This is a genomic window from Candidatus Methylomirabilota bacterium, assembly GCA_003104975.1.
GTDB lineage: Bacteria > Methylomirabilota > Methylomirabilia > Methylomirabilales > Methylomirabilaceae > Methylomirabilis.
In genome coordinates, this window is the sequence record PQAM01000015.1 from 69,596 (window position 1) to 85,024 (window position 15,429).

Genomic DNA, 15,429 nt, shown 5'->3' on the forward strand with positions numbered 1-15,429 from the left:
CTACAACTGCTCCACAATCTGAGAGGCGACCTTCAGGGCGTCCCGGCCCTCCTCTCCAGAGACCAGAGGCCGTTTTCTCGTCCGAACGCACTCGATAAAACTTTCGAGCTCAACGCGGAGCGGCTCTGCCTTATCGATGACGATATCTTCCCTCACGATCGTCCGAACGGCCTCAATCGCCGTACCGCCTGTCCCCGGAATCCGATGATAGATGGCGATCTCCTGCTGCGAGTAGTCGAGCGAGATGACGGTGTCGCGCTGAAAGATCCGCACCCGCCTGACCCGCTCGACGCTGACTCGACTGGCGGTCAGGTTGGCGACGCACCCGGACTCGAACTGCAGCCGCGCATTGGCGATGTCCACCTGATCGGAGATGACCGGAACGCCGACAGCCGTCACCTCCGTAACAGGCGACTTGATCAGGTTCAACACGATATCGATGTCGTGAATCATCAGATCGAGGACAACATCAACGTCGATATTGCGGTGGGCAAACGGGCCGAGTCGGTGGCATTCGATGAAGCCTGGATTTCTGACCACAGTGCGCAGCGCCTTGACCGCGCCGTTGAATCGCTCGCTGTGGCCGACCTGAAAGATTCGATCGTCATCCCTGGCAATCTCGACCAGTTCGTCGGCCTGGGCGGGGTACTGCGCAATCGGCTTCTCCACCAGGACGTCGACCCCACATTCCAGGAACTCCTTCGCAATCGGATAGTGGAGCAGGGTCGGTACGGCTACACTGACGGCATCGACCCTTTTCATGAGCTCGCGGTAATCGCGGCAAAGTCGGACCTGATGACGCTGCCCCACCTCGTGCAGGCGGTTGTCGTCAATATCAACGACCCCGACCAATTCAACATTCGGCAGTTCGGAGTAGATGCGCGCGTGGTGATGTCCCACATAGCCCACACCGACCACGCCCACTCGTACCGGATGACCGTTTTTCCCGTTATTCATATGTAATCTATCCCGCCGAAATACCAGCAGGGAAGCTGTCAGCCATTAGCCACGTAGGGGCGCCGCTTGCTGCGCCCTATTTGGGCAGGGCAAGTCCTGCCCCTACCCTGAAGGCTGATCGCCGCCCTGCTGCTAGTCCGTTACAATCGCCAATCCAAGCCGGTCGGCTGCTGCCACGACCTTGTCTCGCTCAAGCATCAGGGTATGATCGGCATCCAGGGCCAACGCGGTTGCTCCCGCCTCTTCGAGGGCTATCATCGTCTCCGGCCCGACAACCGGGAGATCGAAACGCATATCCTGATCAGGGCGCCCAACCTTCACGACCACGACCCCCCCATTTCCGAGTTTGCCGCCGCGACGAATCGCGGCATCGGTTCCCTCGATCGCTTCCACGGCCAGTACCGTGCGGCGTTTCACCACGACCGTCTGACCGATCCGCAACTGTGCCATCGAGCGGGCCAGTTCTCTGCCAAAGCTGATATCGTGCTGCTCCTCAGATGTGGCCGGCCGTGCGGTCAATACCCCCTTTTGCAATACAATTGAAGAAAGAAACCGCCGACAATCGTGGACGGTGATCCCCTCCTGTCTTAACTGGTCGCCTACGCCCGCAAGGATGGTATCGCCGCGCCGATCTTTGAGCTTCCAATAGAACAACAGCCCGGCCAGATCGATCTTAGCACGCGAAAAGAGCAGATCCAGCGGGATCTTTCCGAGCATAACGGCATCGGTGATCTTTTCACGCTTCAGCGTCGCGATCAACCGTCCAAGCTGCCCAGCCCCTACCCAACAGATCGTGTCGACCTCGTCAGCCAAACCAGGAGACGCCGCCTCCTCCACGGCCACCGCCACAACCTTCAACCCCTGCATGCGGGCATCCCGCGCGGCCACAATCGGGAGCGGACCGCCGCCGGCTATTATTCCAAGACGCTCCATTGAACTCCTGTGTTCCGTTCCAAGTGTTGAGTGTTCAGTGAAGAACAGAATCGCCGCAACTCCACACCCTACACTCGCCACTCGACACTGTTGGTCAACGGGCGATCCCTCTCGCCGATACCTTGATGAAGTGCGTCAACTGATCGATCTCCCGACACGAGATCACCTCTGATGCGATCCGTTCCAGAGCCTGGGATGTATTCAGATGGGAGAGGAAGAGCAACCGATAGGCCTGTTTCAGCCGAATGATCGCCTCCTCAGAGATCTCGTGACGACGAAGTCCGACCGTATTCAGCCCATAGCACTTGGCCCGGTTCCCCTGTGCCTTGAGGAATGGTGGGATATCCTGCAGGACCGCAGAGCAGGCGCCGACCATCGCGTACTGCCCGATGCGGACGAACTGATGGATGCCTGTCTGTCCCCCGATGACCGCCCGCGCTCCCACCTCGACGTGGCCGGCCAGCCCGGCCTGACTGGCAACGACGACATCGTCGTGCACGACGCAATCGTGGGCGATATGGGCATAGGCCATGATATAGTTCCGGCAACCCAGGACCGTAACGCCCCTGCCTTTCGCCGAGCCGCGATGCACCGAGGCAAACTCCCGGATCACCGTCTCGTCACCGATCACCAGCCTGGTCCGCTCGCCCCTGTCCTGGGAGATCTGAGGTGCGGCGCCCAGTACGACGTGTGAAAAGATCTGGCACCGTTCCCCGATCTCCGTGATCCCCTCGATGAGGACGTGCGAGCCGATGACGGTCCCGGACCCCACGGTTATATCAGGACCGATGATTGAAAAGGCGCCGACGCTGCAGTCGGGCGCCAGCTTTGCATCCGGCGCTACCACCGCTGAAGGATGAATCTGCGTCATGCCTCTCCCTTCACCACAGGGACCCCTGGCGGGAGGTTCGGCAATTCCCGATCGACGACAATGCACGATAATTCCGCCTCCGCAACCAGCTTATCCTCTACAAAGGCCATGGCCTGCATGCGGCAGTTGCGGCTCCTGAGCTGGAGCAGTTCGATCTCGAATTTGACCTGATCCCCAGGGAGTACGGGCTTGCGAAATCTGGCGCGGTCGATACCGGTGAAATACAGGAGCTTCTTTTCAGCGTTCACATTCAGCGTCCGCATCAGCAGGACGCCCCCGATCTGCGCCATCGCCTCAATCACCAGCACACCGGGCATGATCGGCTGTCCAGGAAAATGGCCCTGAAAGAATGCCTCGTTGATCGTCACGTTCTTGAGCCCCACCACCCTCTTGCCCGGCTCGATCTCGAGGATCTTGTCGACCAGCAGGAAGGGATACCGGTGCGGAAGCATCTCTTGAATCTGTCGTATGTCCATCACTGGGCTCCCCTCTCGGACGTGGACCAAGCCGTCCGTCCCGCCTGCCCCTCGGCTCCAGCGGCGCTCTCCAGCGATGCCAGACGCGCCTCTATGCGTTTAAGCGTATTCAGAATATGGGGAAGTCGATTGACTGCAGCGACGCTGCGCTTAAACGTCAGATGCGGGACGGCGGGCGAACCGAGGACCACTTCCCCGGCAGGCAGGCTCTTCGCCACCCCGGCCTGCGCCCCAACGACGGCATCATCGCCAATCTCGATATGATCGACGATCCCGACCTGACCGGCCAGCGTCACCCGATCCCCGATGGTCACACTACCGGAGATACCGCTCAGGGCCGCAATCACCGTATCGGCGCCCACGACGACATTGTGCGCAATCTGAACCAGATTGTCGATCTTGGTGCCCCGCTTGACCCGCGTCGCCCCCATGGTGGCCCGGTCGATGGTCACGTTGGCGCCGATCTCCACATCGTCCTCCAGAACCACCCGCCCCGCCTGCGGGACCTTGATGCGGCCCCCCCGGTCGTCCCTAAGATACCCGAAACCATCGCTTCCAATGACGGATCCGCTGTGGATGACGACCCGATCGCCGATCTCGACACCCTCCCGGATCATGACCTGCGGGTAGAGCCGGCAATCGACGCCGATATGAGAGCCCTTCCCGATATACACCTGGGCCCCGATGATGCTCCGCCGACCGACCGTCACGCCCGCCTCAACGACCGAAAGCGGTCCGATCGCAACATCCGCCCCCAGGCGTACCCCTTCATGAATGATACTCGATGAATGGACGCCGGGCGTTGGACGGTCTGGGGTGTAGAAGAGGCGCAAGGCCTCGACGACGGTCAGATACGGATCGTTCGTCAGTAGCGCCGGCTTCGAGCAGGACGGCCCCCCTTCGCGCACAATGACAGCAGAGGCCCTGCACATCTCCAGCCTCGGCAGATCGCGGCTGTGGGCCACAAAGGTCAGGTCGCCCTCACCCGCCTCGTGCAGCGGCGCGAGGCGGGTGACCTCGATCTCACCGTCACCAATCAGCCGGCACTTCAGCCTTTCAGCCAGCTCCCTCAATTGCATAGCCACAACTTCTTACACTAACGCTTATTTTTTCTTGGCTTGGCGGGCGTTGTAACGTTCAAGGATCTCTTTGGTGAGGTCGGCCGCGTCATTGCCATAGATCACGCCGCTCTGCCCCTTCTCGACGATCAGGGTATACCCCTTCTCCTTGCCGTAGTCCCTGATGACGATCGTCAGATCGCGGAGTAGATCATTGACCATCTCCCCTTCCCGTTTGGCGAGGTCGCGATTGACATCTTCTGTGATCCGCTTCAGATCACGAAGCTTCCGGCGAATCTCTTCCTCTCTATCCTTCTTTGCGGCCTCACTCAGGACCGACGTCTGTTTCTGGAGGTCCGCGTCCATCTGCTTGATCTCGTTCTCTTTGGCGTTGATCTCTTTCTGTTTTTCGGCCGCCTCTGCCTTGACCTTGTCCATAGCGGCCTGCCCCTCTTTAGATTGGGTGATGACCGTCTGCAGATCGACGAACCCGAGCCGTGACGTGGGCTCCGCCGCCCACCCGACCGATGCAGTCAAGACTATCGCCGCAGTACCCCAGAATACCCATCGTCGCCAACCGACTATCACACGCATCATACGTTGTGTCCTCCAGATCCTAGAACATCGATCCCATGGTCAGGTGTACGGCACTTTTGGCCTCTCCCGGCTTTCTATCCAGGTTCAGACCCCACTCAACCCGTACCAGACCGAAAGGGGTAGCCACGCGGACGCCGCCTCCTGCCGTCGGTCGCAGGTCGGTGAGGGAGATACTGTCGCCCCCTCTGAAGGCGTTACCTGCATCGAAAAAGATGAGGCCCTTGAGCCCCAACGGCTCATAGATAGGAAACATGACCTCGTTGTTAAAGTAGAGCGCCTTGGTACCGCCGATCCGTTCGTTGGTATCCTCATCGATCGGGCTCAGGCGGAAGGTCTTGAACCCACGCACCGTGGTGGTGCCGCCGAGATAGATCCGCTCCTGAACCGGTAGGCGTTTCCCGCCGTAGGCATCCGCTACGATCAGGTTGCCGCGGATATGCCCGACCAGCTTCCAGACCAGCGGGTGGTAGTATCCGAGATCGACGTTGAAGCGTTGAAACTTGTTGCTCCCGCCGAAAAACCTTGCCGCAAGCTGATAGGTTGCCGCCCCGACAAAGCCGGTGGTCGGATCGAGGCGGCTATCCGTCAGGTTCATCGACAGACCGAGCGAGACCCTCCCCGTCGTACTTGTTCCTTCCTGTCGCCTGATAAGGTCAGGCGCGTCCTCGGCGACACTGAAGATCTTATCCCGTTCCCACCGATACCCGAGTGTGCCGAACAACTCCTTATGGAGTCGCCGGCCGAAGGCGATAGCGCCGCCCTTGCTGTCCTGGTCAAAGCCGATCTGCTGGTCGAAGAGCATCCGCTGATTGAAGGCGGACACGTCCAGCGAGGTCCCCGTATCCAGGATATGCGGATCAAAGAAGTTCAGCGCAAACCGACTGGCCCTGACGCCGAGCTGCGCCGAGGCCGAGACCCGCTGCCCCAGCCCCAGAAAGTTATCCTGTGAGATAGAGCCCGAACCCAGGATGCCGTCGATGGAGCTGAAACCGCCCCCGATGCTGAAGGAGCCGGTCGGTTTCTCCTTGACCATGACATCGATGTCCACCCGATCCTCGGCGGTACCCCGGCGCGTCTCGATCTTGACCTCCTCAAAGAAGCCAAGATTGGTCAGATTCTGGCGCCCGCGCGCCAACAGGCGGCTGTTGTACAGGTCGCCCTCGTTCAGCGGGATCTCCCGACGGACGACCTTGTCGCGGGTCTTCGTATTGCCTGAGATCTCGATCCGCTCCAGGAAGGCCTGCTTGCCTTCCGTGATCTCCAGCCCTACGTCGACGATGTGGCTCTCCCGATCGGTGTTGATGATCGGCGCGACATCCGCAAAGAGATAGCCGCGCTCCGAATAGCGGTCGGTCAGCGTCAGGATATCGCGTTGCAGCACCTCGCGGCTGAAAATCCCCTGTCTGGCGATCTGGAGCGGCTTCAGCACCTGTTCGGTGCGAAAGACGGTATTCCCGGTTACCGCCAGTTCGCCAACCCGGTACTGCGGCCCCTCCTCCACCCGCACGTTGATCTCGAGCTTCTGTTTGGCCTCGAGTACCCGGATCTCCGGCTCCGCCACCTTCACATCGAGGTAGCCGTTATCCAGATAGTACGCCTTGATCCGATCCAGATCACGTTGCAACTCATCCCGTTTCAGCGTCCCGAAAAAGAAGAAGAGAAACAGCTCCTTCGTGGCCATCCGCGCCTTGATCTCATCCTCACTGAGCCCTTTGGCACCGGGGATCCGAATAGTAGCGATCTCAAATTTTCCCCCCTCAGTGATGTCGAGGGTGAGCGAGATATCCCCCTCCGGGGTCTTCTCGGCCTGCGGAACCACCTTGGCCTGGTAATAGCCCTCTTCTTCGTACAGCAGCCGCACCTTTTCCGTGTTCGCCGCCACGGTCTGCGGATTGTATACCCCGCCCTCCGTGAGCGTCAGTTTCTCTTTGATCTTGTCGGTCGCGATCCCCTTGTTGCCTCGGACCTTCACCTCCCGGATGGTCGGCTTCTCGGTTAGAATGAAGGTAATCTTCAGGCCCCCCTCAAACACCTCGGCATCCACCGCGACATCGTCGTAGAAGCCCAACCGATAGACCGTCTTGACGTCCTCCCTGATCTTTTCCAGGGAGAACGGCTCTCCCACCCGGGTCTTCAGCTTGAACCTAATGGTGGTCTCGTCGATCTTGCGGCTTCCCTTGATATCGAGCTGTTTGATCTGTGCCTGTTCCTGGCCGTATGCGTGACCGAACACCAATGCCAAGAAGAAGGAGAGGACGAAAGAATAAGCGGCGAGAAACCTGGCCCTGCTCGCGAAGGCGTGCACCGAACGCTTTTACTCCTCGAGTCTGGATGCGCGGGATACCTACGTTCAGTCGAAACGCGCAAACGTTACCACGGTAGCCACGATAACGCAAGCAGAAACTGGCCGGGACGGGCCAGCGAGAGTACGACGGGCTGGAGTTACGTACGGTTATTTCTGGGCCTCAAGGAGGCTCGCCTCTTCGAAGGCCAGGGCGTCCCCCTCCACCTTCACCCTCAGGGTGCCCCCTTCGGCAAAACGCCCCTTTAAGACCTCTTCGGCCAACCGATCCTCCACGTAGCGCTGGATGGCGCGGCGCAGCGGACGGGCGCCGAGGGTCGGGTCAAATCCCCGATTGATGAGAAACTCTTTGGCGCGCTCATCAACCATCAGCGAGATCCGCCGCTCCGCGAGTTGAAGCTGCAGGCGCGCGAGCATCAGATCGACGATCTGGCAGAGTTCATTCTTGCTCAACTGGTGGAAGACGATCACCTCATCAAGTCGGTTGAGCAGCTCCGGATTAAAGACCCGTTTCAGCTCGCCCAGGACGGTCTCTTTCATCTTGTCGTACGTGACCGCCTCGTCGCCACCCTTGGCAAAGCCCATCGTCGTATGGAGGCCGATCTGACGGGCGCCGATGTTACTGGTCATGATCAGGATCGTATTCTTGAAGTCGACGACGCGGCCGTAGCTGTCGGTGAGACGACCATCCTCAAAGATCTGCAGCAGCAGATTAAAGACCTCGGGATGGGCCTTTTCGATCTCATCCAGCAGGATGACCGAAAATGGCCGACGCCGAACCTTCTCAGTAAGCTGACCGGAATCGTCATACCCGATATAGCCGGGAGGGGCGCCGATCAGCCTGGACGTGGAGAAGCGCTCCATGTACTCCGACATATCTACGCGGATCAGCGCATCCTCCGTCCCGAATAGAAACTCCGCCAGCGCCTTGGCCAGTTCGGTCTTCCCGACACCGGTCGGCCCTAGAAAGATAAACGATCCGACCGGACGGCTCGGACTCTTGATCCCGGCGCGCGAACGGCGAATCGCGCGGCTGACGCTCTCGATGGCCTCGGTCTGCCCCACCACCCGCCTGGCCAGATCCTGCTCCATCCGCATCAGCTTGGCCGATTCCTCCTCCTCAATCTGATAGAGCGGAATACCGGTCCATTTGGAGACGATATAGGCAACCTCTTCGGCCGTAACCATGGTCTTCTCCTTCGACCGGGACTCCTTCCACCGGGCCTTTTTCTCTTCCAACTCGGTCCGGAGCTTGCGCTCCGAGTCGCGAAGTCTGGCCGCAACCTCAAAGGCCTGGGTCCGGATCGCGTCCTCCTTCTGAGCCCTGAGCCGCTCAACCTCGTTTTCCATCTCGCGGAGTTCCGGCGGCAGCATCAGGGTCTTCAGCCGCGCCCGGGAGCCGGCCTCGTCGATGACGTCGATGGCCTTATCCGGGAGAAAGCGATCGGCAATGTAGCGTTGCGACAGACGCGCCGCGGCCGTCACCGCCTCGTCGGTAATGACCGCGGAGTGATGCGCCTCGTAGCGGTCCTTGATCTCGCGGAGGATGCGGATCGTCTCGTCCACACTCGGCGGGCCGACCTGGACCGCCTGGAATCGCCGCTCCAATGCCCGATCCTTCTCGATGTGTCGGCGATACTCGTCGAGGGTCGTCGCCCCGATGCACTGCAGTTCACCGCGCGCGAGCGCCGGCTTCAACATGCTGGAGGCATCGATGGCGCCCTCCGCCGCGCCGGCGCCCACCAATGTATGTAACTCGTCGATGAACAGGATGATGTTCTGCGACTGCTGGATCTCCTTGACGACGGCCTTCAGCCGCTCCTCGAACTGACCGCGATACTTGGTCCCGGCCACCATGCCGGCAAGGTCAAGTTGGACCACCCGCTTGCGCAGCAGGGTCTCCGGTACGTTGCTGGCCACGATCCGCTGAGCCAGTCCCTCCACGATGGCGGTCTTGCCGACGCCCGCCTCCCCGATCAGTACCGGGTTATTCTTCGTCCGGCGCGAGAGAATCTGGATGACCCGCTCGATCTCGGTCTCGCGGCCGATGACGGGATCCAGCCGGTCCTGCCGCGCCATGGCGGTCAGGTCCACGCCGAACTCATCCAGCGCCGGTGTCCTTGTGGAGCTTGTCGGTTTGGAGGCCTGCTCCCCGAGCAGCTCCTGGGCCTGCGCCTTGGCGGAGGCGACGCTGACGCCGAAGTCCCGCAGGACCAACGACGCGATCCCCTCCCCTTCGCGAATCAGCCCGAGCAGCAGGTGCTCGGTGCCGATATAATTGTGGCCGAGCGATCTGGCTTCAGAGATGGCGTATTCCAGGACCTTCTTGGCCTGCGGCGTAAAGGGGATCTCACCGGCTGGGCTGAACTCGGAGCCGACCGACACGATCTTCTCGATCTCCCCCTTTACCGCGGAGATATTCACGTTCAGCTTCTTGAGAATCGCCACCGCCAGCCCATCACCCTCGCGGATCAGTCCGAGCAGCAGGTGCTCGGTGCCGACGAAGTTGTGGCCGAGGCGAATCGCCTCCTCTCGTGCCAGGATAATCACCTTGCGGGCTCGCTCTGTGAATCGCTCGAACATCTTCTCGCTCCCTCTTATCCTCTTCAACGCCCTTGCGTCACCGACATGCTGAGTATAGCCGATCCTTCCAGAATTTCAAGCCCCCTCTACGATCCGTCCGTCCAATATCGTCACGATCCGATCCGATCGATGGGCCAGCTTCTCATTGTGCGTCACCATCACAAAGGTGAGACCGCGTTCCCGGTTCAACCGATGCAGCAGCTCGAAGGTCGCATCACCCGTCTTGGTATCGAGGTTTCCGGTCGGCTCGTCCGCAAGGACGACCTTGGGCGAGGCGCCCAGGGCCCTGGCGATGGCTACCCGCTGCTGCTCTCCACCGGAGAGTTCGGACGGACGATGCACATGCCGGTGTTCGAGCCCCACCTCCTTCAGCAGGGACGCGGCGATCTGACGCGCCTCCAACCGGGTGCGGCGCGCCACCAGAAGCGGCATCATGACATTCTCCAGCGCCGTGAACTCCGGCAGAAGATGATGGAACTGAAAGATGAAACCGACCGTCCGGTTGCGGAAGGCGGCCAGTTGCCCGTCGTCCATCCGGGCGAGGCTGGTCTGCTCATAGACGATCTCGCCGGCGGTCGGACGGTCCAGGGCGCCGAGCAGGTGCAGGAATGTACTCTTGCCGGCGCCAGACGGTCCCACAATGGCAATGAATTCTCCCTTTCCAATGCGGAGATCAACACCCTTCAGAACCTCAACGGTTCCACCGTTAACCTGGAACGACTTATAGACGCCATCCGCCCTGATCAGCTCACTCATAACGGATGGCGACAACCGGGTCGAGTCTGGCCGCCCGCCAGGAGGGATACAGCGTCGCGAGGAAGCTTAAGGCCAGGGTCGAGAAGGCGATCAGGGCCAGATCGGTCCCTTTCATCAGAATCGGCACGGCATCCAGCAGATAGACATCGCCCTGGAGTCTGACGATTTTATAGGTCTCCTGCAGCGTACAGATGATCGCGCCCCCCGCCGTTCCCAGCAGCGTACCGACCAGCCCGATGACGACGCCTTCTACCATGAAGATCAACATGATGCTCTTGGAACTGGCGCCCATCGACTTCAGGATGCCGATCTCCGCCCCCTTGTCCATGACCTTCATGATCAGGGTGCTGACGATGTTAAAGGCGGCCACCAGGACGATCATCGTCAGGATGATGAACATGGCGATCTTCTCGAGCTTCAGTGCGGCAAAGAGATTGCGGTGCAACTGCATCCAATCCCTCGCGACATAGGGGAACCCGAGGCGCCGCTGGATCTCGACACCCACCTCTTTCGCCGTGTACAGATCGTCCACCTTGACCTCGAGCCCCGTCACCGATTGTCCCATCTGGAAAAGTTGCTGTGCCGCTGCAATGGTGATATAGGCTAATGCGCTGTCGTATTCGTACATTCCCATCTCGAAGATCCCGACGACGGCAAAACTTCGCATACGCGGCGCCATTCCGAACGGCGTCAGGACATTGCCGAAGGGAGAGATGACATTCACGCGCCCGCCGATTCCCACCCCGAGATTCGCAGCAAGGGCGCGCCCGATGATGATTCCCTCGGGGTCGAGACGCCACCCGGTCCCCTCGGTCGGCTTTTTCAGCCGTACCGGATCGACCTCGGCGAAGCTGTCGGTAAGCGTTGTGACCTCCCGCGCGGAGTCGAGGTCGATGCCGCGCAGGACCGCCCCTGCCGCCCCGCGACCGGTGCTTAACATCACCTGATGGTAGGTGAAGGGCGAGGCCGCCACCACGCGCGGGACCTCGCGGACCCGCGCAAGCGTCTGCGCCGGCTCCTCGATCCCCCGATCCCCATGGCGTATGATCCAGAGGTGCGCATTCGTTCCGAGGATCTTGCCACGAAGGTCGCGCTCAAACCCGCTCATCACCGCCAGCACAACAATGAGCGCCATGACGCCGAGGGCGACACCGCCGATCGAGATCAGCGTGATCAGGGAGATAAACGCCTGTCCTCGCCTCGCCTTCAGATACCGCAATCCGACGAACAGCTCAAACGGCATCGGGACCGGCCTGTTCGCCGTGGGCGGGCTTCAGGAGCGGAAAGAGGATCACGTCACGAATGGAGGGAGAGTCGGTCAAGAGCATCGCCAGCCGATCGATCCCAATCCCTTCGCCGGCTGTCGGCGGCATCCCGTACTCCAATGCCCGGAGAAAATCCTCGTCCAGGCCGTGGGCCTCCAGATCGCCTTGATCGCGCTGTCGCAACTGATCAAGAAAGCGGGCGCGTTGTTCGCGCGGATCGTTCAGCTCCGAGTAGGCATTGGCGAGTTCCATGCCGCCTACGAACAGTTCAAATCGCTGGACGATCGCCGGCTCGCCCTGTTTCGCCTTGGCCAAGGGTGACAACTCGGTCGGAAAATCGATGATGAATGTCGGTTGGATGAGCTTCGGCTCCACCAGGGCGTCGAACAGCTCGGCCATGATCTTCCCCTTACCCCAGCCCGGCAACACCGTGATCCCACAGCGCCCCGCCGTCTCGCGGATGCCCGCCTCGGTCCCCAGGACCTCTGCGTCCAATCCGGCCAGCGTGACGAGCGACTCCTCCAGCGTCAGCCTCGGCCAGGGCGGCGCGAAGGAGATCTGCTGCCCCTGATAGGTCACCTGCGGATCGCCTGTGATCTCCTTGGCCAGGTACGCAAGCATCTCTTCCGTCAGCGCCATCAGATCCTGATAATCGGCATAGGCCTGATAAAATTCCAGCATCGTAAACTCGGGGTTATGCTGGGTGGAGATCCCCTCATTCCGGAAGTTGCGGTTAATCTCGAAGACCCGGTCAAAGCCGCCCACTACCAGCCGCTTCAGATAGAGCTCGGGCGCAATCCTGAGATACAGCTTGATATCGAGGGCATTGTGATGCGTCACAAAGGGGCGCGCCATGGCGCCGCCCGCCATCGGCTGCATCATGGGTGTCTCGACCTCCAGGAACCCCCGCGACTCAAGGAAGCGACGCATCTCTGCAATCAGGCGACTCCGTTTCCTGAAGGCGTCAGCCACCTGTCGGTTTACGATGAGATCCAGGTAGCGCTGCCGAAAGCGGGTCTCCACATCGGTCAGGCCATGCCACTTCTCCGGCAGCGGCCTCAGCGACTTCGACAGGAGCTGAACCGTCACGGCTCGTATCGTGAGTTCCCCGGTACGCGTCCGAAAGAGCCGTCCCTCGACCCCGAGGTAGTCGCCGACATCCAGCAGTCTCTTGCAGAGGTCGTAGTGTGCCGCGCCCAGCGCGTCGTGGGACAGATAGATCTGAATCTTGCCAGAGCCATCCTGCAGGTGGGCAAAGGTTACCTTACCGTGCTGGCGTAGCGACATCAGACGACCGGCGACGGCGACGGCGGGCGCTGCGTCGTCATCGCCAGGCAGCCCGGCATACGCCCGGTGAAGGTCAGCGGCAAGGTGTCGGACCTCGAAGCGGGCCGGATAGGGCTCTACCCCTGCCGTCTCAAGCTCCGACAGCTTCCGCATCCGTTCGCCCATCAATGAACTATGTTCTTCCACGGCGCCTCCAGTTGGTTGTTAGATGCGTCCGATTATAGGAAGCACCCCGATACCTGTCAAGGAGGCTCCGGAAGGGCTCGCGAGAATCGGGCTAGGGTATGCGCGTATGCGCCGGGCGTAAGGCGTATGCACGGAAATTTACGGCCAGCAGGCCGCTGCAGGCGGCCCTGACGGCAAAGATAGTGCGGTCGTAGAATGCGTAGCGGGTATGGCGTGCCAGACAGGGATATTCGTCGTCGATGTAGATCTCCCACGCCTCACCCATCTCACCGGCGATGTGCAGGGCGTGGGGGTTATCGTCACGCTCCCACCAGGCAAGGTAGTCATCGGCCAGCGCTGACTCCGCTGCTGTCGCGGCCTGTTGTGGCGTGAGCCCTGCGGTCATGGCAGCGTGGGCAACGGTCGGATTCACCCACCCGGCAGCAAGCCACTCGGGGAGGTCGTGGTCGGCGCGGAAGCCCAGTCTGTGCCACTCTGAAGCGATACTGAGGGCAGCAGAGTAGTCAGGGCAGACGTCGGTCCGCAGGGAGAGCAAATCGGCGATATCCGAGATAGCTCTGGCGGCAGCGCGGGAGTTGGGCTGAAAGCTCATACACTGTGTCCGTATCATTCAGATGTGCCGTTGGCATCTCCAATTCTGGCGACCTATTCTCTCTCAATAGGTTACAGGCCACCCATGACGAGGGTCGCCACCGACCGCGAAAGGGCGCTCTCCGAAGATATCGTCTCGCTCACGATTATTCGATTGACTGCGGCGTCGGGCAACGCGTCGGTCAGCGACGCGGACCGGAACCCATACCGCCACCCGGCCCCATCCCACCGCCGGGCCCCTTCCCTTTCCCCATCGCAGGCGGCTCATCCGGCAGCGTCATGCCGCGCTCCTTGGCGCGCGCCTTCATCTGCTCATGATGTTCCTTGCGGATCTGCTCCCGCTCCTCAGCAGTCTTGGCTGCGCGCATCTTGTTGCGATACTCCATCCGTTCTTCCCGCGTCATCAATTGGCTGCCGTACATCCGCTCTTGTTGCCGAACCGTCTTGGCGGTTCCGGGGCCTCCCTCAGTCTGAGTCGGCTGTTCTTCGGCCGCAAATGCCAACCCGGCGGACAACGCCAGTAGCGACACTACGGAACCTAACTTAAGCGTACTGTGTTTCACGGCTATCCTCCTCGTCAGTGGGTTGTGTGATTCCCGACACCCCGCGCCATCGCAACTCGTTCGATGATCGCGCCCGGCCATTGAGCACCATCGGCCGAGATCAGCCGCTCTATTCTGTAGATGTTATAATGTAACGCCGAACCATTCCGCCGTCCAGCCCACGGCGCAGCTTTCGCATTGCACCCGGTGAAGCCGAATGTTACTCCTTCATTCAATCAACCGCAACGTACCCCTTAAGACGGATAAATCAGCGTAAGTGCTTCGCGTCCGTGTTTACGATAGACCGAAAAATCGGAGTCCAGCGTAAACACTGCGTGGTTTTTATGCAGTTCGGCCATGCGCACGATACATGCATCAGCGAGAGAGATTGGCCGATCTCGATACTTGCGGTGAAGCGCCCGCAACGCGCCAATCTCGTCTTCAATGTGCAAGGCGATTCGAACCGCGCCACTCTCCAGCATGTCCCACACGGCATCCTGTGCTTTCGGTAACCGGGCGAGCAGAAACATTGCTTCCGCCAGCACGGGTTCGCACACCAACAGTGGCGCCTCCAGTTCAGCCAGGCGTTCCACCACCCAAGCATGATACCGCTCGGCTCGGTCGAGTAACGCCACAATCGGGCCGGTATCAGCGATGGCGGCGCGCATGGCGGCCAAAATCTGCGAGATGTTTTGGGTTGGAGGCGAGGTCCGGAATGCCGGAATCTACCACTCCGCAGGCTTTCTGCGTAAGCTCCTGTAGCGTGGGCCGGGTGGCCCGATCGCGTGGGCTTTGGATCACCAAACGCAAACCCTCCTCCACCAGCTCTCTGAGCTTGCGGCCGCGCAAGGCCGCCTCGGCTTTAGCGTGCCGGTAGAGCTCATCAGAAATCTCGACGGTAGTTTTCATGGCTTTCCCCTTTCTCGCGTATGGAATGTCACAAATATATTTTTACAGCTTTCCATATATCTGTCAAGATTACCTTCTTTGGAGTTTTCCGCTTTACAGCAGATCCGAAAGCCCCC

General features: G+C 60.5%; 15 protein-coding genes. All 15 read right to left on the reverse strand.

Annotation, left to right across the window (positions count from 1 at the left end; genetic code table 11):
* Window positions 1–957, reverse strand: a complete 957-nt coding sequence (locus C3F12_11920) for a UDP-N-acetyl-D-glucosamine dehydrogenase (protein PWB43940.1) — start codon at window positions 955–957, stop codon at window positions 1–3.
* A 132-nt stretch (window positions 958–1,089) separates the two neighbouring features.
* Window positions 1,090–1,890, reverse strand: a complete 801-nt coding sequence (locus C3F12_11925; GenBank protein PWB43941.1) for a DUF1009 domain-containing protein — start codon at window positions 1,888–1,890, stop codon at window positions 1,090–1,092.
* A gap of 94 nt (window positions 1,891–1,984) precedes the next feature.
* Entirely contained in the window at window positions 1,985–2,761 is a 777-nt protein-coding gene (locus tag C3F12_11930) for an acyl-[acyl-carrier-protein]--UDP-N-acetylglucosamine O-acyltransferase (GenBank protein ID PWB43942.1), read from the reverse strand.
* Window positions 2,758–3,240, reverse strand: a complete 483-nt coding sequence (gene fabZ, locus C3F12_11935) for a 3-hydroxyacyl-[acyl-carrier-protein] dehydratase FabZ (GenBank protein ID PWB43943.1) — start codon at window positions 3,238–3,240, stop codon at window positions 2,758–2,760. Before fabZ ends, C3F12_11930 begins: the two co-directional genes overlap by 4 nt.
* On the reverse strand, window positions 3,237–4,316 hold the full coding sequence (gene lpxD, locus C3F12_11940) for a UDP-3-O-(3-hydroxymyristoyl)glucosamine N-acyltransferase (GenBank protein PWB43944.1): 1,080 nt from the start codon (window positions 4,314–4,316) through the stop codon (window positions 3,237–3,239). The genes fabZ and lpxD overlap by 4 nt, the downstream gene beginning before the upstream one ends.
* Window positions 4,317–4,340: 24 nt before the next feature.
* The gene (locus tag C3F12_11945; GenBank protein ID PWB43945.1) at window positions 4,341–4,892 is read right to left on the reverse strand and encodes a hypothetical protein; all 552 of its coding nucleotides are present in this window, start codon (window positions 4,890–4,892) and stop codon (window positions 4,341–4,343) included.
* Window positions 4,893–4,911: 19 nt separating this feature from the next.
* Window positions 4,912–7,197, reverse strand: coding sequence for an outer membrane protein assembly factor BamA (gene bamA, locus C3F12_11950; GenBank protein PWB43946.1), 2,286 nt, complete (start codon window positions 7,195–7,197; stop codon window positions 4,912–4,914).
* Between the two features lie 147 nt (window positions 7,198–7,344).
* Window positions 7,345–9,777, reverse strand: coding sequence for an ATP-dependent Clp protease ATP-binding subunit ClpC (locus tag C3F12_11955; protein PWB43947.1), 2,433 nt, complete (start codon window positions 9,775–9,777; stop codon window positions 7,345–7,347).
* A gap of 75 nt (window positions 9,778–9,852) precedes the next feature.
* Entirely contained in the window at window positions 9,853–10,533 is a 681-nt protein-coding gene (locus C3F12_11960; protein PWB43948.1) for a lipoprotein-releasing system ATP-binding protein LolD, read from the reverse strand.
* Window positions 10,526–11,776, reverse strand: coding sequence for a lipoprotein-releasing system transmembrane subunit LolC (locus tag C3F12_11965; protein PWB43949.1), 1,251 nt, complete (start codon window positions 11,774–11,776; stop codon window positions 10,526–10,528). Before C3F12_11965 ends, C3F12_11960 begins: the two co-directional genes overlap by 8 nt.
* Window positions 11,766–13,271: a lysine--tRNA ligase gene (lysS, locus tag C3F12_11970; protein PWB43950.1), complete on the reverse strand. Its 1,506-nt coding sequence runs from the start codon at window positions 13,269–13,271 to the stop codon at window positions 11,766–11,768. Before lysS ends, C3F12_11965 begins: the two co-directional genes overlap by 11 nt.
* 91 nt (window positions 13,272–13,362) lie before the next feature.
* Window positions 13,363–13,863: a hypothetical protein gene (locus C3F12_11975; GenBank protein PWB43951.1), complete on the reverse strand. Its 501-nt coding sequence runs from the start codon at window positions 13,861–13,863 to the stop codon at window positions 13,363–13,365.
* A gap of 181 nt (window positions 13,864–14,044) precedes the next feature.
* Window positions 14,045–14,425, reverse strand: coding sequence for a hypothetical protein (locus tag C3F12_11980; protein PWB43952.1), 381 nt, complete (start codon window positions 14,423–14,425; stop codon window positions 14,045–14,047).
* A gap of 233 nt (window positions 14,426–14,658) precedes the next feature.
* Window positions 14,659–15,072 carry a pilus assembly protein gene (locus tag C3F12_11985; GenBank protein ID PWB43953.1) on the reverse strand — a complete coding sequence of 138 codons (414 nt, stop codon included), beginning with the start codon at window positions 15,070–15,072 and terminating at the stop codon, window positions 14,659–14,661.
* Window positions 15,053–15,313, reverse strand: a complete 261-nt coding sequence (locus tag C3F12_11990; protein PWB43954.1) for a hypothetical protein — start codon at window positions 15,311–15,313, stop codon at window positions 15,053–15,055. The genes C3F12_11985 and C3F12_11990 overlap by 20 nt, the downstream gene beginning before the upstream one ends.
* Window positions 15,314–15,429: the final 116 nt, after the last annotated feature.

Coding starts and splice junctions, on each gene's coding strand:
- C3F12_11920 (PWB43940.1), bottom strand. CDS start 957: ATGAATAACGGGAAAAACGGTCATCCGGTACGAGTGGGCGTGGTCGGT.
- C3F12_11925 (PWB43941.1), bottom strand. CDS start 1,890: ATGGAGCGTCTTGGAATAATAGCCGGCGGCGGTCCGCTCCCGATTGTG.
- C3F12_11930 (PWB43942.1), bottom strand. CDS start 2,761: ATGACGCAGATTCATCCTTCAGCGGTGGTAGCGCCGGATGCAAAGCTG.
- lpxD (PWB43944.1), bottom strand. CDS start 4,316: ATGCAATTGAGGGAGCTGGCTGAAAGGCTGAAGTGCCGGCTGATTGGT.
- C3F12_11945 (PWB43945.1), bottom strand. CDS start 4,892: ATGATGCGTGTGATAGTCGGTTGGCGACGATGGGTATTCTGGGGTACT.
- C3F12_11955 (PWB43947.1), bottom strand. CDS start 9,777: ATGTTCGAGCGATTCACAGAGCGAGCCCGCAAGGTGATTATCCTGGCA.
- C3F12_11960 (PWB43948.1), bottom strand. CDS start 10,533: ATGAGTGAGCTGATCAGGGCGGATGGCGTCTATAAGTCGTTCCAGGTT.
- C3F12_11965 (PWB43949.1), bottom strand. CDS start 11,776: ATGCCGTTTGAGCTGTTCGTCGGATTGCGGTATCTGAAGGCGAGGCGA.
- C3F12_11975 (PWB43951.1), bottom strand. CDS start 13,863: ATGAGCTTTCAGCCCAACTCCCGCGCTGCCGCCAGAGCTATCTCGGAT.
- C3F12_11985 (PWB43953.1), bottom strand. CDS start 15,072: ATGCGCGCCGCCATCGCTGATACCGGCCCGATTGTGGCGTTACTCGAC.
- C3F12_11990 (PWB43954.1), bottom strand. CDS start 15,313: ATGAAAACTACCGTCGAGATTTCTGATGAGCTCTACCGGCACGCTAAA.